16 protein-coding genes are annotated in these 23644 nt (G+C 73.7%); 8 read left to right on the top strand and 8 right to left on the bottom strand.

Translation table 11 applies throughout. The features are described 5' to 3' along the window. Positions 1 to 10: 10 nt before the first annotated feature. Genes WMF22_RS32295 through WMF22_RS32285 form a run of 3 tightly spaced genes read left to right on the top strand, consistent with a single transcriptional unit; the run spans position 11 to position 3740 of the window. Positions 11 to 2359 (top strand): xanthine dehydrogenase family protein molybdopterin-binding subunit, encoded by a 2349-nt coding sequence (locus tag WMF22_RS32295; protein ID WP_438032277.1) that lies wholly within the window; start codon positions 11 to 13, stop codon positions 2357 to 2359. After that, positions 2356 to 2838, top strand: a complete 483-nt coding sequence (locus tag WMF22_RS32290; RefSeq protein WP_437293807.1) for a (2Fe-2S)-binding protein — start codon at positions 2356 to 2358, stop codon at positions 2836 to 2838. Before WMF22_RS32295 ends, WMF22_RS32290 begins: the two co-directional genes overlap by 4 nt. After that, positions 2835 to 3740: an FAD binding domain-containing protein gene (locus tag WMF22_RS32285; protein ID WP_438032276.1), complete on the top strand. Its 906-nt coding sequence runs from the start codon at positions 2835 to 2837 to the stop codon at positions 3738 to 3740. The genes WMF22_RS32290 and WMF22_RS32285 overlap by 4 nt, the downstream gene beginning before the upstream one ends. Here WMF22_RS32285 and WMF22_RS32280 read toward each other — a convergent pair whose 3' ends face one another. Then, a complete protein-coding gene (locus WMF22_RS32280; RefSeq protein ID WP_437293805.1) occupies positions 3741 to 3944 on the bottom strand; it encodes a hypothetical protein in 204 nt (67 codons plus the stop codon). It abuts the gene before it with no gap. A gap of 478 nt (positions 3945 to 4422) precedes the next feature. Between WMF22_RS32280 and WMF22_RS32275 the strand changes: the two genes are divergently transcribed. Next, on the top strand, positions 4423 to 6756 hold the full coding sequence (locus WMF22_RS32275; protein ID WP_438032275.1) for a TonB-dependent receptor family protein: 2334 nt from the start codon (positions 4423 to 4425) through the stop codon (positions 6754 to 6756). Positions 6757 to 6810: 54 nt separating this feature from the next. On the opposite strand, the gene WMF22_RS32270 is transcribed toward WMF22_RS32275, so the two are convergent. The 6 genes from WMF22_RS32270 to hisF form a co-directional block, all read right to left on the bottom strand. Continuing rightward, on the bottom strand, positions 6811 to 8298 hold the full coding sequence (locus tag WMF22_RS32270; protein ID WP_438032274.1) for an HTTM domain-containing protein: 1488 nt from the start codon (positions 8296 to 8298) through the stop codon (positions 6811 to 6813). Beyond that, positions 8285 to 9736 (bottom strand): imelysin family protein, encoded by a 1452-nt coding sequence (locus WMF22_RS32265; protein WP_438032273.1) that lies wholly within the window; start codon positions 9734 to 9736, stop codon positions 8285 to 8287. The genes WMF22_RS32270 and WMF22_RS32265 overlap by 14 nt, the downstream gene beginning before the upstream one ends. A gap of 184 nt (positions 9737 to 9920) precedes the next feature. Continuing rightward, positions 9921 to 11606: a hypothetical protein gene (locus tag WMF22_RS32260; protein WP_437293801.1), complete on the bottom strand. Its 1686-nt coding sequence runs from the start codon at positions 11604 to 11606 to the stop codon at positions 9921 to 9923. Positions 11607 to 11841: 235 nt separating this feature from the next. Then, positions 11842 to 12225, bottom strand: a complete 384-nt coding sequence (locus WMF22_RS32255) for a TerB family tellurite resistance protein (protein WP_437293800.1) — start codon at positions 12223 to 12225, stop codon at positions 11842 to 11844. 170 nt (positions 12226 to 12395) lie between these two features. Then, a complete protein-coding gene (locus tag WMF22_RS32250) occupies positions 12396 to 14816 on the bottom strand; it encodes a hypothetical protein (RefSeq protein WP_438032272.1) in 2421 nt (806 codons plus the stop codon). Beyond that, the gene (hisF, locus tag WMF22_RS32245) at positions 14813 to 15625 is read right to left on the bottom strand and encodes an imidazole glycerol phosphate synthase subunit HisF (RefSeq protein WP_437293798.1); all 813 of its coding nucleotides are present in this window, start codon (positions 15623 to 15625) and stop codon (positions 14813 to 14815) included. The genes WMF22_RS32250 and hisF overlap by 4 nt, the downstream gene beginning before the upstream one ends. Before the next feature lie 203 nt (positions 15626 to 15828). Between hisF and WMF22_RS32240 the strand changes: the two genes are divergently transcribed. Beyond that, entirely contained in the window at positions 15829 to 17820 is a 1992-nt protein-coding gene (locus tag WMF22_RS32240; protein WP_438032271.1) for a zinc-ribbon domain-containing protein, read from the top strand. Continuing rightward, the gene (locus tag WMF22_RS32235; protein WP_437293796.1) at positions 17817 to 19082 is read left to right on the top strand and encodes a hypothetical protein; all 1266 of its coding nucleotides are present in this window, start codon (positions 17817 to 17819) and stop codon (positions 19080 to 19082) included. The genes WMF22_RS32240 and WMF22_RS32235 overlap by 4 nt, the downstream gene beginning before the upstream one ends. 91 nt (positions 19083 to 19173) lie before the next feature. Here WMF22_RS32235 and WMF22_RS32230 read toward each other — a convergent pair whose 3' ends face one another. Next, on the bottom strand, positions 19174 to 21402 hold the full coding sequence (locus tag WMF22_RS32230) for an alkaline phosphatase D family protein (RefSeq protein ID WP_438032270.1): 2229 nt from the start codon (positions 21400 to 21402) through the stop codon (positions 19174 to 19176). A gap of 225 nt (positions 21403 to 21627) precedes the next feature. On the opposite strand from WMF22_RS32230, the gene WMF22_RS32225 reads away from it, so the two are divergent. Then, the gene (locus tag WMF22_RS32225; RefSeq protein WP_438032269.1) at positions 21628 to 23061 is read left to right on the top strand and encodes a DUF6986 family protein; all 1434 of its coding nucleotides are present in this window, start codon (positions 21628 to 21630) and stop codon (positions 23059 to 23061) included. A gap of 56 nt (positions 23062 to 23117) precedes the next feature. Then, a complete protein-coding gene (gene uraH / locus WMF22_RS32220; protein ID WP_012238509.1) occupies positions 23118 to 23459 on the top strand; it encodes a hydroxyisourate hydrolase in 342 nt (113 codons plus the stop codon). The last annotated feature ends 185 nt before the right edge of the window (positions 23460 to 23644 follow it).

The raw sequence follows: 23644 nt of genomic DNA, 5'->3' as shown, positions 1-23644 counted from the left end.
GAGCATCCGAATGGCGACGAACCCTCCAGCGTCAGCGAGCACCGTGGGGAGCAGCGTGCCCCGTACGGACGGCCCTCCCAAGGTCACGGGGGCGTCGCGCTACGTCGACGACATCCCGGCGATGCCGGGGGAGATCTTCGGGCGCACCGTGCGGAGCCCCGTGCCCCGCGGGATCCTCCGGGGGGTTCGCTTCGACCCCGCGTTCGACTGGAGCGACGTCACGGTGGTGCTCGCCGAGGACGTCCCGGTCAACGTGGTCGCGCTGATCCTGGACGATCAGCCGATCCTCGCCGCCGGCAGGGTGAACCACGCCTACGAGCCGATCGCCCTGCTCGGCTGCGCGGATCGGCTCAAGCTCGCGCGGGCGGTCCAGGCGGTCACGCTCGACATCGATCCCTTGCCGCCGGTGCTCGACGCGCGCGCCGCGCTCGAGGGCGAGGATCTCGTCTGGGGCACCGACAACGTCTTCAAGCGCTTCCTCATCACGAAGGGGCGCGCCGACGTCGACCGGGAGCGCGGCGAGGCCGAGATCGACGCGGCGCTCGCTCGCTGCGACGTGGTCGTCTCCGGCACGTACGCCACGCACCACCAGGAGCAGCTCTACATCGAGCCGCAGGGGGTCGTCGCGTGGTGGGACGAGGCCGGCGCGCACGCGATCGGCTCGCTCCAGTGCCCGTTCTACGTGCACAAGGCGTTTCTGAAGGCGTTCGGGCTCCCGCCCGAGCGGATCCACGTCACGCAGTCGGTGACCGGGGGCGGCTTCGGGGGCAAGGAGGAGTACCCGTCGGTCATCGCGCTCCACGCGGCGCTCCTCGCGAAGAAGAGCGGCCGCCCGGTCCGGATGATCTACGACCGGACCGAGGACATCGAGGCGACGACGAAGCGCCACCCGGCCTCCTGCGAGATCACGAGCGGCTGCGACCGCGACGGGGCGCTCCGCGCGCTGAAGATCCGGATCCTCATCGACGGCGGCGCCTACGCGACGCTGTCGCAGGTGGTCCTGTCGCGCGGCGCGCTGCACGCGACGGGCGCCTACCGCTGGGACGACGTCTGGATCGAGGCGACCGCGGTGGCGACGAACACGCCGCCGAACGGCGCCTTCCGCGGCTTCGGCGCGCCGCAGACGATCTGGGCGATCGAGCGGCACATCGACCGCGTCGCGCAGGAGCTCGGCTGCGATCCGCTCGATCTGAAGGCGAAGAACGTCCTGCGCCCCGGCGACTCGACGGCGACCGGCCAGGTGCTCCGCGCGAGCGTCGCGGGCGAGGAGTGCGTCGCCCGGGCGATCGCGGCGAGCGGCTACCGGCAGAAGCGCGCGGCGGGGCCGATCGTGAGCGGGCGGGTGGCGCGCGGGATCGGGCTGAGCGTGTTCATGCACGGCGCGGGCTTCACCGGGGCGGGCGAGCGCTTCCTCAAGGGCAAGGTCGCGCTGGATCTCGCGCCTGGCGGCCGCCTCCGCGTCCGCACCGCGTCGACGGACATCGGCCAGGGGACGGAGACGGTGTTCCGGCAGATCGCCGCGGACGCCGCGGGGCTGCCGATCGATCGGGTCGAGTTCGCGGTGCCGTGCACGACGACCGTGCCTGACTCGGGGCCCACCGTGGCGTCGCGCACGGTGATGGTGGTCGGCTCGATCCTCGAGGCTGCGGCGCGCGATCTGGCGGGCCGCGTGCGCGCGGAGCAGGATGCGGCGCGGGCTGCATGGCAGGCGAGCGCCCCGCAGGGCGGCGCGACCGGGGCGCCGCCGGCGCTGACCTTCGAGGAGGCGGCCGACCGGCTGCTCGCGCGCGAGGGGCAGGTGACGTCGCTGAAGCAGTACGAGCCGCCCGGCTTCGTGCGCTGGGACGACGAGGCGTACAAGGGCGACGCGTACCCGTGCTTCGGCTGGGCGTGCGACGTGGCCGAGGTCGAGGTGGACCTCGACACCTTCGAGGTGACGGTCGTCGACTTCTGGTCGGCCGTCGACGCGGGCAAGGCGATCCACCCGGTCATGTGCACGGGGCAGATCGAGGGCGGCAGCCTCCAGGCGATCGGCTGGGCGCTCTCCGAGGAGATCGTCTGGCAGGACGGCAAGATCAGGAACCCGCGGATGAGCAACTACATCATCCCGACGTCGCTCGACGCGCCGCCGTTCCACGTCGTCCTGGTCGAGGAGCCCTTCCCGTTCGGCCCGGGCGGCGGGGCCAAGGGCATCGGCGAGCTGCCGATGGACGGCGCCGCGCCCGCGATCGCCGCGGCGGTGGAGCATGCGACGGGGATCGCCGCGCGCGCGCTGCCGCTCACGCCGGAGCGCCTGTTCGAGGCGGCGCGCGCCGCCGCAACGCCGCGGCAGGCGGCAGGGGGAGGGGATCGCGCATGAAGGTATCGCTCGTCGTCAACGGCTCGCCGCGCGAGGTCGATCTGCCGCCGCTCTCGCGGCTGCTCGACGCGCTCCGGGGGCCGCTCGGGCTCACGGGCACGAAGGAGGGGTGCGCGGAGGGCGAGTGCGGCGCGTGCACGGTGCTGCTCGACGGCGACCCCGTGAACGCTTGCCTCATCGCGATCGGGCAGTGCGAGGGGCGGCACGTGACGACGGTCGAGGGCCTCGCCTGCGCCGGACACCTGTCGCCGCTGCAGCGCTGCTTCGTCGAGGAGGGCGGCGCGCAGTGCGGGATCTGCACGCCGGGCATGCTGCTCTCGGCGGAGGCGCTGCTCGCGCGGAGCCCGGATCCGTCGGAGCTCGAGGTGCGCGAGGCGCTCGCCGGCAACCTGTGCCGCTGCACCGGGTACCAGCGGATCGTCGAGAGCGTCCGCGCCGCCGCCGCGCTGCGCCGCGGCGGGGGAGGGGCGGCGCCGTGAGCCTCGCCGATCTGCGCCTGTTCGAGATGCGGCACGTCGCCGGGCTCGGTCCGCTGTGCGAGATCGTGGCGGAGCGGGCCGCGCTCGGCGCGCCGGTCACGCTCCTGGCCGGCGGCACCGACTGGGTCGTCGAGCAGGAGCTCAGGCCTCCGCTCGAGGTCGCGGCAGGGAGCCCGGCGGCGCCGCTCGTCGTCGACGTGTCCCGGCTCTCGGAGCTGCGAGGCATCTCGCTCTCCGGCGACACGCTCCGGGTCGGCGCCGCGACGACGTACCTGGAGCTGCTCCGGAGCGACGCGATCGCCGCGCGGGCGCCGCTCCTCGCGCGGATGAGCCGCGACGTGGGCGCGGTGCAGATCCAGGCGCGCGGCACGCTCGGCGGCAACCTGGCCACGGCGTCGCCGGCCGCCGACGGCGTCGCCGCGCTCGCCGCCTACGACGCGACCGTCGTGGTGCAGAGCGTCCGCGGGGAGCGGCGCGTCCCGATGAGCGCCCTGCAGACGGGCTACAAGCGCACGTCGCGCGCGCCGGACGAGGTGATCGTCGCCGTGGAGATCGCGCTGCCGGCGCCCGGGTCGCCCTGGTACTGGCGGAAGATCGGCGCGCGGCGGGCGCAGGCGATCTCGAAGGTCGCGCTCGCGGGCGTGGCCGAGGTGCGATCCGGGCGCGCCGCGCGGCTCGGGCTGGGGATGGCGTCGGTCGCGCCGACGACGGCGCTGCTGCCGAGCGTGCGCGCGCTCTGCGTGTCCCGTCCGCTCGCCGAGCTCACCGCGGCGGAGATCGACGCGGCCGTCGCGCAGGACATCTCGCCCATCGACGACCTGCGCTCGACGCGCGCCTACCGGGAGCACTGCGCCTGCGGGGTGGTGCGGGAGCTCCTTCGGCAGCTCGGCGCGCCGGTCTGATCATTCCATCCAGTCGAGCTGCGCGGCCTCGGGCCTCCGGCTGCGCCCGCCGGGGAATGTCGGCCGCTCGTACGACGGCGGCGGGAGCGGAGCCTCCGCGTCCATGTCGTGGCAGCGCGCGCATCGCCGCGGGGTGGTGGTGCCGGCCTGGAAGATGGTGACGCAGCCGCAGGCTGGGCAGATCATGCCGATGTCGTAATTCATGAGCACTCCTCGACGACGAACGCTCCGGGGCGGTCCGAGCGGCGGGAGGATGCGCTGAAGGGGCGACGTGGTTGCGACGGCGCGGCAACATCGCGTGGAAGCTTCGGCCCTGCAGGGGCGGCCTCTCTCGGACCGGCGGAGACCTTCCGTGGCTGCGCGGACGGCGGTGCGCGCTCCTTGTCGTCTGCGCTGCCGTCTGGCGTGAGCGCACGTCGGCCTGCGCTGTTCAAGGGCTACTCGATGCTGACTTTCATTTGTAGTAGGCCCCTGTTGACCGCGCGTTCGACACGCCGCGAGCCCACCGAGCTCGCGATGCGGTTTGATTCGGTGGATTCGTAATATATATTACATGTCAACGCAGACCCGTCCCTTCCGGGCCCGTCTTGGGCTCGCTGTTCCCGTGCTTCTGATCACCGTGGCCGGGGTCGCTCATGCGCAGTCTCCTGAACCGAGCTCGGAGGCCCCGGGGGATCCAGCGATGCCGGGAGCGCCTCCGGGCACGGGAGCGCCGGCGGCGGGCCGGGACGCACCTGCACCGGCGCCGGCGGCGCCTCCCGGCGATGCGCCGGCGGCGCCTCCCGGCGATGCGCCGCCGGGGGACCAGCATGCTGCTGCGCCAGCGCCGGCGGCTGCTCCCGGCGATGCGCCGGCGGCACCCTCCGATGGCGCGCCGGCGGCGAGCCAGGAAGGCGCTGCACCGGCGCCGGCGGCGCCTGCAGGCGATGCGCCGGTGGAGGTGACGGTCGCGGGCACGCGCGTGACGCGGACCGCGGGCTCGGCTCATGTGATCAAGAGCCGCCAGCTCGAGCGCTTCGAGCACGACGATCCCCACGCCGTGCTGGTCAGCGTTCCCGGCGTGTACGTGAGGGGCGAGGACGGGCTGGGCCTGCGGCCGAACATCGGTGTTCGCGGCGTCAACCCCGATCGCAGCAAGAAGGTGACGCTCATGGAGGACGGCGTCCCCATCTCTCCTGCGCCGTACTCCGCGCCAGCCGCTTATTACTTCCCGCTCATCACCCGCATGTCGAACGTGCGCGTGATCAAGGGGCCAGGGGCCATCGCCTATGGCCCGCAGACCGTGGGCGGCACCGTGGATCTCGTCACCCGCTCCGCCCCGTCGCTCGCGTCGGGCGCGCTCGATCTCGCGCTGGGCCAGTACGGCTACGGCAAGGCGCACGCCTATCTCGGGACGAGCGACGGTCAGATGGACTTCCTCGTCGAGGGCGTGCACCTGCGGAGCGACGGCTTCAAGGAGCTCCCGAGCGGCGCGGACACAGGGTTTTACCGCAACGAGGTGATGGTCAAGGGCAGCTACCTCGTCGACCCGGCCGCCCGCATCAAGAACGAGCTCCGCCTCAAGCTCACCTACTCGGAAGAGCTCTCCAACGAGACGTACCTCGGCATCACGGACGGGGATTTCGAGGAGGACCCGCTCCGCCGTTACGGGGTGAGCGCGCTCGACCGCATGCGCAACCACCGGACCGCGGTCGCCTTGACCCACGTGCTCGAGCCGTCGCGCGACCTGTCGGTGACGACGACCGTGTACCGGAACGACTTCTCGCGCGTGTGGCGCAAGGTGAACGGCTTCCGCGGGGCCAACCTGTTCGACGTGCTCGCCGCCCCGGACACGCCGCAGAACGCGGTGTACTACGCCGTGCTGACCGGGCAGCTCGACAGCTCGACGCCGGGCGAGGCGCTGCTCATCGGCCCCAACGAGCGCGACTTCGTGTCGCAAGGCGTGGAGACCCGCGTCCGCTGGAACGTCGCCACGGGGCCCGTCTCGCACCGCGTCGAGTACGGCCTGCGCCTGCACCACGATCGGGTCGAGCGCCGCCACAGCGAGAACGGGTTTCTCGTGCTCGGCGGCGCGCTCGTGCCGGACGGCGGACCGACCGTCGTGACCCAGTTCAACGAGGCGTGGACCGAGGCAATCGCGCTCCACGCGAGCGACGCGATCACCTGGAGAGCGCTCACGGTGACGCCCGGCGTCCGGATCGAGCTCATGCGCTCTGCCCTCGTGGATCGCGCGGCCGGGAGCGAGCAAACGCGGCTCGCGCAGGCGCTCCTGCCCGGCGCCGGCGCCTACCTTGCGATCACCGAGGCGCTCGGCCTCCTGGCCGGGGCCTACCGAGGATTCAGCCCCCCGGCGCCGGGGAGCGACGAGCACGTCGAGCCCGAGCTCAGCGTGAACTACGAGGGCGGCGCTCGCTTCGCCGACGGGCCGCTGCGCGCGGAGATCATCGGCTACTTCAACGATTACTCGAACATCACGGATGTCTGCACGCTCTCCAGCGGCTGTCTCGACGCGGATCTCGATCGCCAGTACGACGCGGGCGAGGCCCGGATCTATGGCATCGAGGCGTACGCGGAGCACGAGGTCCCGCTCGGCCAGCTCAAGCTGCCGATCACCGCGGCCTACACGCTCACCCGCACCGAGTTCCTCTCGAGCTTCGCCTCGGACGACCCCATCTTCGGCCGCGTCGTGAAGGGAGACGAGATGCCCTATGTCCCGCGGCACCAGGCGAGCCTCTCGGTCGGCGTCGAGCACGAGCGCGCCGGCGTCGCCGTGGGCGCCACCTACATGTCCGCCATGCGGGAGAAGGCCGGCAGCGAGCCCATGTCCCGGGCGCTCGCCACCGACGAGCAGCTCCTCTTCGACGCGAGCGCCAGGGTGCGTGTCGTCGGGCCGCTCGTGCTCTACGCGAACGCGCGGAACATCCTCGGCTCCCAGGTCATCGTGTCGCGCCGGCCCTTCGGCGCCCGGCCGAACGCGCCGCGCTGGATCCAGGTCGGCGCCAAAGCGTCGTTCTGACCTGGCGTCCGACGTTGCGTCGCGCGTGGAGCCCGACGGGGACGCGCGCGCCGATCAGAGGGGGCGGATGTGGGGGGGAGGCCCCTCGGGAGCTGGAAGGATGTAGGGCGCCGGGCCGAGGCCGTCGCTGACCACGGCGAGATCGACGCCGGGATCGATGAGGCGCGCGATGCGGCGGCCGTTGAGCGAGACGAGGGCGTCGGCGCGCACCTCCACCGGCCCGCGGCCGCGGCGCTCGAAGTCCTCGCGGATGTGACGGGAGAGCTGCAGGATGAGATCGGGCTGGCCCGCCATCTCGCGCTCCTGCAGGCGCGTCAGGTACTCCCGCGGGCTCACATGCCATGTCCGGCCGGTCCGCCTGCTGCGGACGATGAAGGTGACGCTCCCGTTCTTCTCGCGCACCATCACGCGCCAGGAGAAGCGCATCCCCTGCTCGTGCCAGCGCACGTTCCCGCCGTACGCGAGGAAACGGAGCGGCATCGCGAGCTGAACCGCGCAGTACGCGGCGCCCAGCGCGAGCCCGAGGGCGCGCAGCGATCGCGAGGGCGGCGCCGCCGGGGGGAGGGCGGGTTCGTCTGTGGTCGGTTGCGGCGCTTGCGGCGCTCGCGGCGCGCCGGCGCCGCCGTGGGCGGGGAGCGCGCGCGCTCGGAGCCGGGAGAGGAGCCGCCGGGGCCACTCCGGGGGGAAGAACACGAGCGCGGAGAGGACCATGATCACCGGGAACATCCCGATCGGAAACAGCGCGCGCGTGACGACGTGGAACAGGATCACCGCGGCGTACGCGAAGGGGCGGAGCCTCCGGCAGAGGAGCAGCCAGACGATGCTGGTGTCGAACAGGAAACCCGCCCAGCTCATGAGCGGCGCGGCCCACGGGTGCGTGAAGAGCGGGCCGAGGACCGGCATGTCCGTGCGCGAGCCGAGCCAGATGCGGAGCGGCTGCGCGTGCAGGAGCCAGTCGGCGTGGGCCTTGGCGAGCCCCGCGAACGTGTACACGACGCCGACCTGGAAGCGCAGCAGGTAGAGCCACGCAGCGGAGACCGAGCGCTCGCTGCGCCGCGAGAGCAGCGCGTCGATGGACCAGGCGCGGTGCGCCGGCGACGCCGCGAGCAACAGGCCCAGCAGGCTCGCCAGGTAGTAGTGGTTGAGGTACGTCGTGACGTCGATGAGCTGCAGGTAGGTGAAGCCGACGACGAACAGGGGCGCCGCGACGCGGAACATGAAGCCGAGGGCGAGCGCCAGGGCGAGCGCCGCGAGCGCCCAGAACAGGGCGTGCATCCCGGCCGGCGAGAGCGGCTCGACCCACGCGAGGCCCCAGTACTTGAAGTGAAAGCCCGGCTTGACGAAGAACTCGTCGATCCACCCATACGCGATGAAGCGCGCCATGCTCACGCACATCGTGAGCCCGAACAGGGCGCGGAACGCCGCGAGCCAGGCGATGTCGATCGGGCGAAACAGCGCTCGATGCAGCGCCGCGGCCGCGCGCGACCACGCCGCCGCGAGCCCAAGGGGGCCCGCGCGGCCGGGGGGCTCAGTCGTTGTCACCTTCCGACGACTGGGGCAGCTCGAGGTTCAGCGCGCTGACGAACTCCGTCTTGAGCAGGTCAGTCAGGGCCTTCACGGCGGTGTAGACCGACTCGACCTTCGCCCGGTCGGTCGAGAGCGCCTGCTCCAGCGGCAGGTCGAGCGCGTCGACGGCCGACTGGGCGCCCGACAGCGCCTGCAGCATGCGATCGGCGAGATCGGCGGAGCCCGCCGCGCGCAGCCAGTCGTCGAACCCGACGCCCTCGCCGCCCTCGCCGCAGCCCTGGAACAGGCGCCGGAAGCCGCGCAGGTTGGCCTTGAGGTGCGCCGCCGAGGCGAGGGCGAAGCGCGACTCCAGCGCCTCCGGGCAGGTGGGCGTGACGCAGTCCTCGGTGAAGCCGAGCGGGCGCCCGAGCTTCCAGTCCTTCAGCTCCTTCTCGATATAGAACATCGCGTCGCTCACCGCGTTGAGCGCGTCCTGCTCGGTCGCGAAGACGGGGCTCCCCTGGCCGGCCCGGGTGAGCTTCTCCCGGAAGCTCCCCGCCTCGGGCGCCCAGGCGCGCGCGAGCGCGCCTGCCTGGGCGAGCACGTCCGCCGCCGCCGCCGCCGCGTAATCGGCCTTGCGCTGCGCGAGCTCTCCCGCGGAGAGCGCCGCCCAGGTGCGGTTCGCGTTGATGGGGGAGAACTGCGTGCAGGCGTTGTCGCCGCCGCCGTAGAAGACGAGGTACTCGAACGCCGCGAGGCCGCGCCCGTTGATGAGCGACGAGGAGAAGCTCGGCTGCGCATAGGCGCGGCTCACGATCTGCTCGTCGACCTTGCACCGGCTCACGAGGGGCCAGGAGTAGATCTGATCCCGGAGGTCCTGTCCTCCGGGCTGCGTGGAACTCGCCGCGGGGCCGAAGCGGAAGAGCTCCGCCTCCTGCCAGACCGTCATGGCGGCGAGCCAGGCGTCGCGCGCGGCGGCGGCGCTCGGCTCGCCCGGGCCGCGGGCGAGGGCCGCGGCGCTCTCGTGCAGCGCGCGCGCCTGCGCCTCGAACTCGCAGGCGCGGTTCAGCGCGCAGTCCGCCGCCGCGGTGATCAGCTTGGCCTTGCTGAAGGGGCCTTCCGCGACGGGGACCGGGGGGCACACGTCGCCGGGGACCGGCTCGCCGCCCCCCGCGCCCCCGGCGCCGCTGGCGCTCCCGGCGCCCCCCGCGCCAGCGGTCGTGGCGATCGCGGAGGAGGCCGCCGTGGTGCTCGTGGCGCCGCTCCCGGTCGAAGGCTCGGGGGTGGACCCGCCGCTGCCCGGCGGCTGCGCGACGCCGGGCCCCGCGCCCTGGCCCGTATAGACCACCTCGTCCGGGGGCGGCTTGCGGCACCCGGCGGCCGCGGCGACGCCGACGAGCGACAGCAGGAGCGCTGTCGAGAGGCGGCGGCCCGCCCTCCGGGCGCGGTTCATTGTCGGCCTCACGCTGTTCATGCAGCCTCTCCGAGATACGGGCGCTCGCCCGGGGCCCGCCGGCGTCGCGGCGGCCCCGAGCTCGTTTCGCGCGAGAATCGTCCGTCGTACCCCCGCCCGTCAACACGGAGGGAGCGCTCCCCGCCTGCCAGCACGGCGCGGCGGGGGGCGCCTCCCAGCGCGAGTCGAGTCGGTCGTGTGAGCGTCAGTCCCTCTGCGCCGGGACCGGCAGCAGGACCAGCGTCGCGTCGTCGTCCTCGGGCCCGTCGCCGTCGGACCGGTACCCGGCGGCCGCGAGCCATGCGCCGTTCGGCGACAGCGCGACGCCGTAGAGCGAGTCGTCGGGGCGATCGAAGCTGTAGCGCCGGTAGCCGTTCGGATCGAAGCGCGTGTCCAGGGCGCCGTTCTTGTCGAACAGGGCGATCATCCCGTCGACGTTGCCCGTCGCGGGGGTGGCGCTCCCGACCATCACGACGCGATCGTCGGGCAGGGCGAGGAGGTTGCGCCCGCGGTCGTTGTCGCCCGCCACGTCGAGGAGGACGCCGCCGCCCACGCCCCAGGAGGGGTCGAACCCGCCCGTGGCCGTGACGCGGAAGGACACGAGATCCACGGCCCCGCTCTCCTCGGAGCGCCCGTAGCCGGTGGTCACGTACTTGCCGTCCGACTGGCGAGCCGCGCCGTAGGCCTCGGCCATGCCGAGCGGGAACGGCGCGAGCCTCACGACGCCGTCCGACGAGAAGGTCGTGTCCGGGGTGCCGTCCTGGTTCAGCCGCAGCAGCACGATCTGGTTCCTGCCGCCCACGCTCGTGTAGCCGGAAGAGAAGATCTTGCCGTCGGCCTGCACGAACCCGTTGCGCGGGTTGTCACCCAGGTTCAGCCCGTCGACGTCGAGCGTGTGGACGCCCTCCGTCGCGAACGTGGTGTCCAGGGCGCCGTTCGCGGTGAGCCGCACGATCGCGCGATCCCGATCGGCGCGAGCCGCCGCCTTCTTGCTGGCGAAGAGGACCAGCCGATCGTTCGCGTCGCGGTCGACGCCCCAGAGCAGATCGCCCGTGTTGCCCTCGCCGGCGCCGAGATCGTGGATGGCGATGCCCTCCGTGCCGAAGGTCGTATCCAGCGTGCCGTCGGTGTTGAACCGCACGACCGCGAGATCCGCGTCCGACGGCGTGGCGCTCGGGTCGTGCTCGACCTGGCCGGCGAGCACGATCTTCCCGTCCGACTGCAGGACGATGCCGCGCGCGGTCTCCGTGGTCTTGCCTGCGACCACGTTGACCCTCGCGACCCCGTTCGCGCCGAAGGTCGTGTCGAACGAGCCATCGGTCTTGAAGCGCGCCACCGCCATGTACGTGTCGCCCGCCACGGCCACGTGCCCGGCAGCGTAAGCCCTGGACGCGGCGTCGAACGCGACGGCCCAGAAGCGGTCGTCCGTGGCTTCGTCGAGCGCCACGACGCCTGCGAATCCGGTCGACCAAGGCTCCTCGCCGGTGTCGCCGCCGCCGGTGCCGCCGCCCTCGCCAGCGCCGCCGCCGCCTGTGTCGCTGCCGCCGGTGCCGCCGCCCTCGCCGGCGCCGCCGCCGCCTGTGTCGCTGCCGCCGGTGCCGCCGCCCTCGCCAGCACCGCCGCCGCCTGTGTCGCTGCCGCCAGTGCCACCGCCCTCGCCAGCGCCGCCGCCGCCTGTGTCGCTGCCGCCTGTGCCGCCGCCCTCGCCGGCGCCGCCGCCGCCGCTGCTGCTCGTCGAGGGAGCGCCGCCAGCGCCGCCGCCCCCGGAGTTCTCTGGGTCGCCGGAGTCATCTCCGCACGCAGCCACTCCGCCGAGCAGCACGCACCAGGAAAGTCCGAACGTCGCGAGCACGGTCCGCTGCGCGGACAACCAGGTTCTCTTCACAGGCATGGTCGGCAACCCCTTCGTGAACATGAAAATGAAAGTCGTTATCTTTGTTGGATATCGTCTTGCATGCCGTCCACGCTGTCAAGAGATTCTGCTGTCGCTATCCCGCCAGGGCCTTTCCTTGCTGGAAATACCGCCTGGAGGTGAAGGTGTGGAGGTGGTGCGGTGGGTGGGGGAAGCGCGGCGGGAGTCCCGGCGGCGGCCGGGCCAGCTACGTTCAGGCGCCGCGAAGGCTGCGTCAGAGCAAGGTCAGGAGGCGTCGGGCGCGGGCCTCGGCCGCCTGGATGATCTCCGCGGACTCCGGCTCGGGGAGCTCGAGCTTCTTGCTCAGCGCTGCGATGTACTGCTTCTCCGCGTCGTGCTGCTCGCCGTCGACGAACGTGAGCAGCACGGCGTGCTGCAGCAGCGCGCGGCGGTCGTCGCCGCCGAGCTCGCCGAGCGGCACGTCGTCCAGGGTCCTTCGCTGGGAGGCGTAGGCGCGGATCTCCTTCGCCTGGTCCTCGTTCGCCTCGAACGCCGCGATCAGCCCCTCCACCATCTCGCGCTCGGCCTCGTGGAACTCGCCGTCCGCCCACGCCACGCTCACGAGCGACTTCACGATCGCCATGTTCTGCTCTTGCATGGCGACGAGTGTCGTCGCTCCCCCGGGGCAACGTCAATCGCGAGGGGAGCGACGGTCACCCGCTTCGGAGACGGGCCCACCTCGACGTTTTCGGTGCTCAGCGCACCGGAGTGCGCTTGCGCGCCGAAAACGCCGATCTGGGCCCGTCTCCTGTGCGGGTGACCGCCGCTCTAGAGCGCTCCCCGCGCGAGCGGCTCCGTCAGCGAGGCGAAGACCTCCGGCCGCAGCGTTCCAGCGAGCCCGGCGCAGAGCAGGGCGAGCGCGAGGAGCGCAAGCCACAAGGACAGACCTCGCCGGCGCGGGGCCACCAGCGGCACAGGCGGCCTGGTGGCGGCGTCCGTCGGGACGACCCGAGCGGATTCGGGGGGGGCGAGCTCGGATGCAACGGGGCTCAGCGCCCCGGCGAGCGGCGGGCGCGCGCCGGGGATTGCGCGCGCGGAGGTGCCGGAGACAGCAGCGACCGGCGGCGGCGTGAGGGTGAGGTCGAGGCCAGCGAGCGCCTTCATGCTGCGCGCCGCGCGGCGCTGCGTGCTCTGCTCGGACTGCGCGACGAAGCGCGCGACGAGCTCGTCGACCCGGGACGCGCCTGCGCCGACGCCATCCGCGGGAGGGCGCGCGCTCCGGGATCGCCGCGAGGCGTTCCACACGATCGCATCGATGGGACCGAGCTCCGCCGGGCACGGCGTCTCTTGCGGCTCTGCGTCGGCGGGAGGCTGCGCTGACGCTGCATCCGCGGGCGCGAGGTCAGCGGGGGGCTGCTCGGGCGGCAGATCGGCGGGCGGCTGCGCTGACGCTGCATCCGCGGGCGCGAGGTCAGCGGGGGGCTGCTCGGGCGGCAGATCGGCGGGCGGCTGCTCGGGAGGAGCTGCGTCTGCGGGCGGCTGCTCGGGAGCCAGATGAGCGCACGGTTCCTCGGGAGCTGCTGCGTCCGCGGACACTTCCTGGGGCGCTGCGTCCGCGGGCGGCGCGCCGGCGTGCGCGGTTTCCGGGCCGTCGGCCTCCGCCGCCGGCAAGGCCTCGATCGGCGCGGCCGGAGCCGTCGGGTGCGGCGTAGCCGGAGCGTCGTCGTCGCGCTGCGCCGGAAGGGGCCAGGGCAGCGTGTGGCGCGCTGCTGGCGTCTCGTCGAACGGCGCGACGGCCGCTCGAGGAACCGCGGGCACGACGAGGTCTGCCCGACGAACGAGCGGCCAGGTGCCATAGGCCGGTGTGACCTGGAGCGCCGCGTCCGCCGCCATGAACTGGATGGCGGGCGCGCGCGACGTCTCGATGGACTCCGGGACCTCGCTCACGCTGGCAGGCGCGTCCGCCATGTGCGAGAGCGCGGCCCCGTCGGCGGCCTCCCGTTCCTCCCAGACGGCCATGGCCACGGTCGGCGTCGGCTCCTGCGAGAGCGGCGCGACCTCGGCGGGATCCGGGGAGACCTCGACGAGGATCGAATCGGTCGGCGTCGGTTCCCGGGAAGACAGCGCGACGGCGGCGGGACCAGGGGTGAAGTCGACGAGGAGCACCTCGATCCCCTCGGGGCTCGTGAGCGCTTCGCTGCAGGCAGAGGGGCCGCTGACGACGAGCGATGGCGCGGGCACGGGCCGCGCTTCTTCAGGGGCGATCTCCGCCGCCGCGCGCGCGCGCGGCGCCACCGGCGCGATCGTCCGGGCAGGCTCGATGAGCTCCGGGATGGCCGGGATCTCGGCCGGCGCTGCGGCCTCATGGATCTCAACCACCGCCTGCACGACGGTCGGGGTCGGCTCCGGCAGCGCCTCGACCTGCTCGCCGGCGTCCGCAGGCGCTGGCGGGTTCTCGGGACACGGCGCGACAGCTACCGCCCCGGCAGCATCGCCCGCGCTTGCAGGCGCCGGGAGCGCCACCCCGGCGATTGCACACGCGACGAGCCCGGGGCTGAGCGTGAGCTCCACGACCGCAGGTGCGACCGGGCCGGGGCTGAGCGTGAGCTCCACGATGGGATTCGGCAGCGGAGCAGCGGGGGCGTCGCCGCGCGCGGCGGCGGGGGCGTCGCCGCGCGGAGCAGCGGGGGCGTCGCAGTGCGCGGCAGCGGCGATCGCATCGCGCCGCGCTTGCTCCGCTTGCGGCGGCGGCGGCACCTCGTCCGCTTCCGGCGCCGCAGGCCTCGCCTGGACCTCCGGGCGCGGGCGCCTCAGCCGGCCGGCCTCCTTGGCGCGCAGCGTCTCACGGGCGAGCCGCGCCAGCGCCCGCCGGGCGGCGTTGCGGTTCACCGGGATCAGCGCGGCCTCGAGCTCCCGCGCGACCGCTTCCGGGTCCTGCTCGTGCGCGGGGCGCGGGCGCGCCGTCGCCGTGAGGTTGGGCATGCTGCCGGCGGACGCGGCGAGGAGCCGGGCGAGCAGGTCGCGGAGCAGCCGCGCGGCCTCGGCCGGCGCCACCGCGTCGCCGCGCGTGCGCACCGTGACGGTGCCCTCGGTCGTGAGCAGCACCGCGCGATCGTCGAGCCTGAGCGGCAGGCGCGACGTCGCGTCGCTGACGGCGAGCGCGAGGTACCCCGAGGTCTCCGGCACCAGCGAGGCGCTCCGCGCGTGCGCCGCCGCGACGACCTCCTCCAGCGTGACGCAAGCGCTCACGAGCGCCCCCGGCCCGCCGCGTCGCCCGGCTCGCCCGCGCGCGCCGGCCTGACCGGCACCCCCGCCGCCTCGAGGTACGCCTTCGCTTCGCCGATCGTGTACTCGGCGTCGTGGAAGATCGACGCGGCGAGCGCGGCGTCGGCGCCTCCCTCGACGAGGCCGGCGCGCAGGTGATCCAGCGTCCCGACGCCGCCCGAGGCGATCACCGGGACCGGCACGGCCCGCGCGATGGCGGCGGTCAGCAGGAGGTCGTAGCCGTCCCGCGTGCCGTCGCGGTCCATGCTCGTGACGAGCAGCTCGCCCGCGCCCGCCCGCGCGATCTCCTCGGCCCACGCGACCGCGTCGCGCCCCGTGTCCCGGCGGCCGCCGTGGGTCACCACCGTCCAGGCCACGCGCGAGGGATCCGCGATCCGGCGCGCGTCGATCGCCACGACGATCGCCTGCGCACCCCAGCGGTCCGCGGCGCGCCGCACGAGGTCGGGATCGTTGACGGCGGCCGTGTTGATCGCGACCTTGTCCGCCCCCGCGTCGAGGAGCGCCTTGATGTCCTGCTCGGACTTGACGCCGCCTCCGACCGTCAGCGGCGTGAACAGCACCTCCGCCGTGCGCGCCACGACGTCGAGGATGATGCCGCGCTTCTCGTGCGACGCGGTGATGTCGAGGAACGTGATCTCGTCCGCGCCCTCGGCGTCGTAACGGCGGGCGGCCTCGACCGGATCCCCGGCGTCCCGCAGCCCCACAAAGCGGACGCCCTTCACGACGCGGCCGTCCTTGACGTCGAGGCACGGGATGATGCGCTTCGCGAGCATACGTCCCGCGTTAGCCTACCTGCCACGTCAGGGCCAACTGTTGCGCTGTGCGCCCGCTCCGGCGCCGCGGCGGGGGGCGTCCTCGCGCGCCTCTCGCACCTCTCGCACGTTTTGCCGGCATTTCCGGCCGCCGGGGAGGCGCCGCGCGCCGGCCGCAGCGCCCGGAGCCTGACCGCGCCGCGGTTCCTCGCTACCATGGCGCCATGCACTGCCCGCACTGCGGGAGACCCGTACCCGAGGGCTCGATCGCGTGCCCGCACTGCGGCGCCGCGCTCGCGCCGCCGGGCGGAGCGGCCGGCTATTACGGCATGAGGCCCGCGGCCCGCACCATGGTCGGCGTCACGCTCCCCGACCTGCTCCGACAGACGCCGTCCGCCCCCGCCGCTCCGGGCGGCGCGGGCCCCGGCCAGGCCGCGCTGCCGCCCATGGCCGGCGGGCCGGCCGCCGCCTCGCGCACGATCGTCGGTATGCCCGCCGCGATCTTCGGGGCAGCGCCGGCGCCGGCGCAGGCCGATCCGCGCCTGGCCGGGGGCACGCTCGTCGTCGGGACCCCGGCTTCCGTGGCCCCGGGAGCGCGCCTCGACGCGCACGCAGCGCCGGCCGCGCCGCTCCATGCAGCGCCGGCCGCGCCGCTTCACGCAGCGCCGGGCGAGCTGCGCCTCGACCACACCGTGCCGATCGTCCCGGGCGTCGCGGCGCCGCGCGCTCCGGTGCCGCTGCCCACCGTGTCGCGGACGCTGGTCGGCGTCGCCCGGCCGGGCATCGCGCCGCTCGCGCCCGGCGCCTCGGCCGACCCCGAGCCCGATTCCGAGCTCGACGCGCGCTACCAGCCGGCCGGAGAGCTCGGCGCCACGATCGCGCCGGCGCGCTTCCGCGCCCCTCCGCTGCAGAACCCGGCGCTCATGCGCCCCCATCGCCTGAAGCAGCGGCTCCCGCCGCCGAAGGGCGAGAGGCGCCCGCGCACGTCGCGCCGGGCCGTCGCTGTCGTCGTCGCGGGCGGCGTGCTCGCGCTCGGCGCGGTCCTGTTCGCGCTCCTCTGGCCGAGCGCGCCCCCGGTAACCGCGCGCGCCCGCGCCGACGCCGGGGGCCGCGAGGTCATCGAGCTCCGGTGCGACAGCTGTCCGGACGGCACCGCCGTCTCCATCGGCGAGGGGCGCGCGACAACCGCCGGCCGCGTCGCGCAGATCCCGCTCGCGAGCCCGCTCTCCGTCGGCGAAAACCGGATGAAGGTCGCCATCGACCGCCCCGGCAGCGGGCGCGACGAGACGGTCGGCGTCTCCATCCACGTCGCCTACCGGATCCGGCCCGACCTCGGCACCCTGCAAGGCGAGCGGCCCTCGATCCAGGTCGTCGTCGAGGCGAGCAAGGGCACGCAGGTGACCCTCGACGGCAAGGAGGTTGCGCTCACGAGCGGCCGGGCCATCGAGTCGATCGACGTCACCGACGCGGTCGCGGGGCCCTCGGACGAGACGAAGACGCTCAGCCGGCAGGTGCCGTACACCGTCACGCCGCCCGACGGCCCGCGCGAGCAGGGCATGGTGAGCGTCGCGGTCGGCATCGTCCCGCTCACCATCGAGTCGCCCGGCCCGAGCGTGGTCATCGACAAGGAGAGCTTCGTGCTCGCCGGGCGCACGGCCCGCGGCGCGCAGATCTTCGCCGGCGCGCACCCGATCGCGGTTCGCCCCGACGGCACCTTCGCGCACGTGATGAACGTCTCGTCCGTGGGCGCGACCCAGTTCGAGGTGCGCGCGAAGATGCAGGGGATGGCGCCGCGCATCGCGAAGCTCGCGGTGCGCCGCGTCGACCGGCTCGACACCGCCGCGAAGGAGTTCGCCGGCCGCGGCCCGATCGGGTACGCGGAGCTCGCCGCCGGCGGGAAGGACCCCATCGGCAAGCCGATCGCGCTGACCGGCGAGGTCCTCGAGGTGCGCCGGCAGGGATACGCGACGCTGATCCTGCTCTCGATCCCGCCCGCGTCCGGCTGCAAGGAGGGCGGCGCGGCCGCCGCGAGCGCGGGCGCCGCGCCGCGCTCTCCGGAGGCGTGCAAGGTCCGCCTCGTCCATGGCGCCGACAACCCCGCCCAGCGCGGGGACATCCTCACCGCCTACGGCAGCGTCGCGCCGCCGTTCGTCGCGCCGGGCGGCGCCGAGATCCCCGAGGTGCAGGTCGAGTTCACCGTGAAGGGCGGCCGATGAGCGCCGCGCGCGCCACGGCGCCCGGCCCGCGAAGGCCGCGTCGCGCCCGGACGGCGGGCCTCGCCGCGGCCGCGCTCCTGCTCTCCGCCGCGGCGCCGCTCGCCTTCGCCGACGCGGTCGACACGAGCCGGCCGCACACGATCGTCGTCGGCGCGCCCCGCGGCTTCGCCCCGAGCGAGCGGCTCGACGCGCGCCGCACGGGCCGCTCCGCCGCGCGGCTGCCCTTCCCGGCGCGCGAGGCGTGGCGAAAGCAGCTCCGCGGCGGGATCGACGCCGCGCCGCTCGCGGACGCCGCGGGCGATCTCCTCCTCACGCTGACGGTCCCCGAGGTCGTCAAGCTCGGCGCGGACGGCCGGGAGCGCTGGCGCGTCCGCATCGGCGACAGCGCGCCGCTCGCGCCCGCCGTGCTCACGAGCGACGGCACCCTCGCGCTGATCACCTCGTCCGGCGTCGCCGTCGGGCTCACGCCTGCGGGGAGCGTGCGCTTCGCCGTGCCCCTCGGCCTCCGGGGGCGCGACGCCGACGTGACGCCCCTCGCGCTCGACGACGGCGGGCTCGTGGCGGCCCTGGGGCGCTCCCTTGTCGAGCTCGCCGCGGACGGGACCGTGCGCGCCCGCGCCGAGATCGCGGAGCGCGCGACGGGCGCCTTGCTCGCGGGCCCTGAAGGCACGCTCGTGACCACCGAGTCGGGCGCGGTGCTGACCTGGCGTCCGCCCGGCGCGCCGAGGCGGCTCGGCTCTCTCGGGGGTATGCCTCGCCGCGGCGCTGCCCTCGCCGACGCCCGCACGCTGCTCGCGGTCGTCGACGCCCGCCGCCTGGTCGCGCTGGATCTGCCGACAGGGACCGCCGGGGTCCGCGCCGGCGCGGCCTTCAGCGCGCTCGACGGGCCGCCCGCCATCGGCGCCGGGGGCCTGGCCGTTGTCCTGTCGACGACCGGGCTGCTCCTCGGGGTCAACGCGTCGGGCGACGTGGCGTTCCGGGTCGCGATCGACAGGCCTCCTGGGTCCCCACCCGCCGACGGCGGGCTCTCCGGCTTCTTCGGCCCGGTGGACGCGAAGCCGAGCCCGCCGGTGGTGATCGATCGCACCGGCCGCGTCGGCTTCGTGCGCGCGGGCGGACGCGCCGGCGTCGTCGAGGCGGACGGCAATGTCTCCATCGCGGCCGAGCGCGTCTGCTCCGCGCCGGTCGCTGTCATCCCTGCCGGCGAGGAGCGGATGGCGATCGCCTGCCGTGACGGCACCGTGGTGATGCTGGCGCGCTAGCGCGAGCCGTCGCTCGTGCCCGGCGCCGTGTGCCGGCGGCCGAGAGGGTCGGCAGCGCTGACCGCCCAGCTCGGTCGATGGATCCTGCGTCCTAGCTCGCGGTGTCCGGGATCCACTGCTTCCAGGTGCCGTCGTCCTCCCGGTACAGCTCGGACTCGGCCGCCCTCGTCTTGTACCGCGCGATCGTGATCTGTCCGTCGAGCGCCGCCGCGCCGGCCTCGTCGTACAGGGGGGCGGCGAGCGCTTCTTCGGGGATCATGTGCATGCTCACGACGAACTCGTCGGCGTTCGCCTCGACGATACAGAACCCGTTGCTCGTGGCGTTGCTGAAGGCGAGGTACGGATTGGCCTTCTGCATGCTGTCGTCGATGTCCTCCGCCTCCAGGACGTCTTTCAGCGTCGGATGGCTCGCCAGCCGCTTCGCCAGCACCGAGCGGCACGTGGCCGACGAGATCGCGGCGCCGCCGAACTCCACGATCTTGGCCGTGGCGCCCTCCACAGCGGCCGTCCCTGCGAGGAAGGCGCCGAGATCGCCGGTGATCGACACCACGTTGCCCTCGACCGCGGCGAGCATCTCGATGAGCTCGTCCCGCTCCTTGCGGAAGCCGTCCCAGCCGTCGCAGCTCAGGTAGAAGCGCCGGGTGATCGACTCCTGCTCGGGCTCCGCGGGTTGCGTTGTGTGGGCGAGGACGAGCTGTGAAAGGGGGTATTCGGTCCCCCATACCTTCCAGGTGCTCTGGGACTCCTCCATCGTCTTCTGGAACCAGGCTCTCTGCGCTCCTCCCATGACATCCGCGTTGGCGGCGAACGGCAAGTACGGGTCGAAGGCATCCTTGATCACGAAGTAGCGCGACCCGAGCGCGCTGTAGTAGTCCGTCTTTCCGAAATCGGCGTAGGCGAACCCGCTCTCCATGAAGGCGAAGTCGCTCGCCGGGATGGGGGGAATCGGCTCCTTCCCTTGCTCGGCCCTGTGCTCGTTCAGCTTCGCCACGATCTCGTCGACGACCTTGGCGCTGACGGGGCGGAGCTCGCCCTGAGCGAAACCGAGGTTCGGGTCGAATCCGAACAGGACCGCAGCCTCATCCAGCGCCCTCTTGTAGACATCCCAGCCGTCGCCGTTGATGTCCGGGATGTAGCGGCTCGTGTAGGGCAGCAAGTCGGTCAAGCTCTCCCCGAGCTCCGGCTGCTGAACGACGACCTTTCCCGGGAAGGCGTCCTCCGGGATCAGGTGATCCGTGCGGTAGGAGCGGAGATCCGTCATCACGAGGTGGACGTGCTTCCCGAACGGGAAGTCCCGGTAGATGGTGATATCGTCCGGGTACTCGACCGCGCTGTCGTAGCGGAACTCGTCGCCCTTCGGATCATTCGGGTACTCGGCCGGCATGTACTCGAACCAGGCCTGGTTCGCCGCCTTGCGCCGGTACTCGTCCGTCTCCGGCTCTCGGCCGTCCAGGTAGACCGCCGTCGCGCCGTGGCCATCGTCGGAGAACTCGTGATCGCCCCAGACAGCGATCATGGGAAAGAGCTCGTGTACCCGCTGCAGCGCACGGTCGGACCGGTACGCCTTGTAGAGCTCCCGGTAATTGCTCAGCGACTTGGCGGCGTGGTAGGCCGCGCCCTCCGCCGGCTGGAAGGCGATGGCGCCGTCCACGTCGGAGAAGGAGATGCCGCGCTGCCCCGGGGGGGCCTGGAGGCTCGGGTCCCCGGTCGTCTCGTGGATGTAGCCCCCGAGGTGGACGACGAAGTCGAGCTCCTCTTTCGCCAGGGCCACATAAGCGTTGTAGTAGCGACCGATGTAGTCCTGGCCGGACACGAAGGCGAAGCGCACCGGCACGTCCGCGCCCGGCGCGGGCGCCGTCCGCGTCCGCCCGACGCGCGAGCTGACGCAGCCTTCTCCTGTCATGTAGTAGAAGCGGTAATAGTACGTGGTGCCGGGGCTCAGGCCGTCCACCTTGACCTTGACGCAGTGATCGAACTCCGCCCGCGCGGTCACGCGGAGCTGCGTGCTGCCCGACCCCGCCGTGGCCACGTTGTCGGAGCTCGGCGTGAGCACCACGAGCTGCGTGAACCCCTCGTCGAGCGCGACCACGAGCGCCAGGTTGAGATCCGACTGCGGCTGCTTGCTATCGATGAGCCGGGTCCACAGCACGACGCTATCGTGCCGCGGATCGCCGGAGGCCACCGACTGCGGGAAGAACGCGTCATCCTCGTGCACGTCGCATGCGCCGGTGGCGTCACCATCATCGGAGCAGGCAGTCGGCACGACCACCGCACCAGCGGTCACCAGCGTGGCGCGAAGAAAGTCTCGGCGTCTCATCATCGATTCAAGTCCTCCAACGACGGATACACCCCGAGCGCTGCGCGCGCAACGGCGGCGCCGGTGCCGCCGTTGCGCGCGCAGCGCCGCCGCCGCGCGCGGCGCTCCTCGCGCTCGCTCGAGCGGCGCGGGTCGCAGCATGGCGCCTCCTCGCGAGGAGCGCGAGCGCCACTTGACGTGCCGAGTCAGGCGGCATCTCGTGTGCGCCCTACCCGCTGAAGGCACACCATGTTCCAGACGAGCCTCTCCTCCGAAGCCCTGCGCGGCGCGCTCTCGCGCCTCCGCGGCGGGCGTTCTGTCTTCGACCCCACGGGCGCGCGCCAGCCGGTCCACACCGTCTACGGCGGCGCCCACCTGTTCAAGGCCGACACGGCCCGGAAGCTCGGGGCGGTGGCACTCCGCGCCGTCGAGGAGCACGCGCCCGACTTCGCCGCCTTCGCGCGGGCGATCGGCCTGCCGGGGGCCGAGGGGCTCCCGGAGGGGCGCGCCGACGCCCTCGCCCTCGCGGCCGCGATCGAGGCGGGCGCAGGCGCGGCCGAGGGCGCCTCCGGGGCTGCGCGGCTCGCGCACGCGGTGCACACGCGCGTGCTCGACAAGCTCCGCCGCGAGCCCGTGGAGGACCTGCGCATCGATTTCGAGGACGGTTACGGCGTGCGCCCCGGAAACGAGGAGGACGCGCACGCCGCCGCGGCCGCGCGCGAGATCGCCCTCGGCATGGCCGCGCGCAGCCTGCCTCCGTTCCTCGGGATCAGGATCAAGCCGCTCGGCGACGGGTGCGCCGAGCGGAGCCTGAGGACGCTCGACGTCTTCTTCTCGGCGCTCGTCGCCGCGTCGGGCGGCGCGCTCCCGCCCGCCTTCGCGGTGACGCTGCCGAAGGTGGTCGCGCCCGAGCAGGTCGCCGCCCTGGCCGACGCCCTCGACGCGCTCGAGGGCGCGCTGCGGCTGCCGGCCGGCTCGATCCGGATCGAGCTGATGGTCGAGACGCCGGCGTCGATCCTCGGCCCGCGCGGGGAGATCGCGCTGCCCGGGCTGGTCGAGGCGGCCCGCGGGCGGTGCGCGGCGGCGCACTTCGGGGCCTATGACTACACCGCGAGCTGCGAGATCACGGCCGCCCATCAGCACCTCGCCCACCCGGCGTGTGACTTCGCGCGGCACGTGATGCAGGTCGCGCTGGCCGGCTCCGGGCTCTGGCTCTCCGACGGCGCGAGCAACCTCCTTCCCGTCGGCCCGCACCGCGCGCGCCCCGGCGGCGCGCCGCTCACGCCGCAGCAGAGCGAGGAGAACCGTCGCGCCGTCGTGGGCGCGTGGCGCCTGAAGTACGGTCAGGTTCGCCGCGCGCTCGAGGGCGGCTACTACCAGGGCTGGGACCTCCACCCCGCGGAGCTGCCGGTCCGCTACGCCGCCACGTACGCCTTCTTCCTCGAGGGCGTCGATGCGGCCGCCGCGCGGCTGCGGAGCTTCGTCGAGCGGGCCGCCCGGGCGACCGTCGCCGGGACGGTGTTCGACGACGCCGCGACGGGGCAGGGGCTCCTGGGCTTCTTCCTGCGCGCGATCGGCGCGGGGGCGATGACGGAGGGCGACGCGGCGGAGAGGACCGGCCTCACGCCGGACGAGCTCAGGGGCCGATGCTTTCAGGCCATCGTGGCGCGCCGGAGCGCGTGATGGGAGAGCACCGGAATGGCCCGGGTCGCGGAGGGCCCGAGCGGCGAGGAGGACCGATGAGCGCGATCACGACGCACGTGCTGGACACGTCACGAGGCTGCCCGGCGAGCGGCGTGCTGGTGGTGCTGGAGGTCGGCGACGACGGCGGCTACCGGGAGGTCGGACGGGGCACGACCGACGGCGACGGCCGGCAGAAGGGGCTGCTGCCGCCCGGCGAACGGCCCCTCCAGGGCCGCTACCGTCTCACCTTCCACACAGGCGCCTATTACGCGGCGCTCGGATGCGAGAGCTTCTATCCCACGGTGTCGATCCTCTTCGAGATCCGGGACCCGGCGCAGCACCATCACGTCCCGCTGCTGCTCAGCCCTCACGGCTACACCACGTACCGAGGCAGCTGAGCGCGCATCCGCGCGAGAGCGCCGTCCCGCGCGGCGAGCGCGACGCGCGCCTGCCGTCCGTGGTGCGCCTGGAGGCGCCGCGAGGTCGACGGCCGGGCGGGGTGAAGGAGGTGTCCCACATGATACGCTGGCGGGTGCCCGTCGGTGGGCGACTGTGAGGGTGAACGGTGGGCGCTCTACGGATT

It is taken from the genome of Sorangium sp. So ce204 (assembly GCF_051526795.1).
Classification (GTDB): domain Bacteria; phylum Myxococcota_A; class Polyangia; order Polyangiales; family Polyangiaceae; genus Sorangium; species Sorangium cellulosum_B.
Note: the sequence above shows the minus strand (reverse complement) of the source record. Positions and strands in the feature narration are given on the sequence as shown.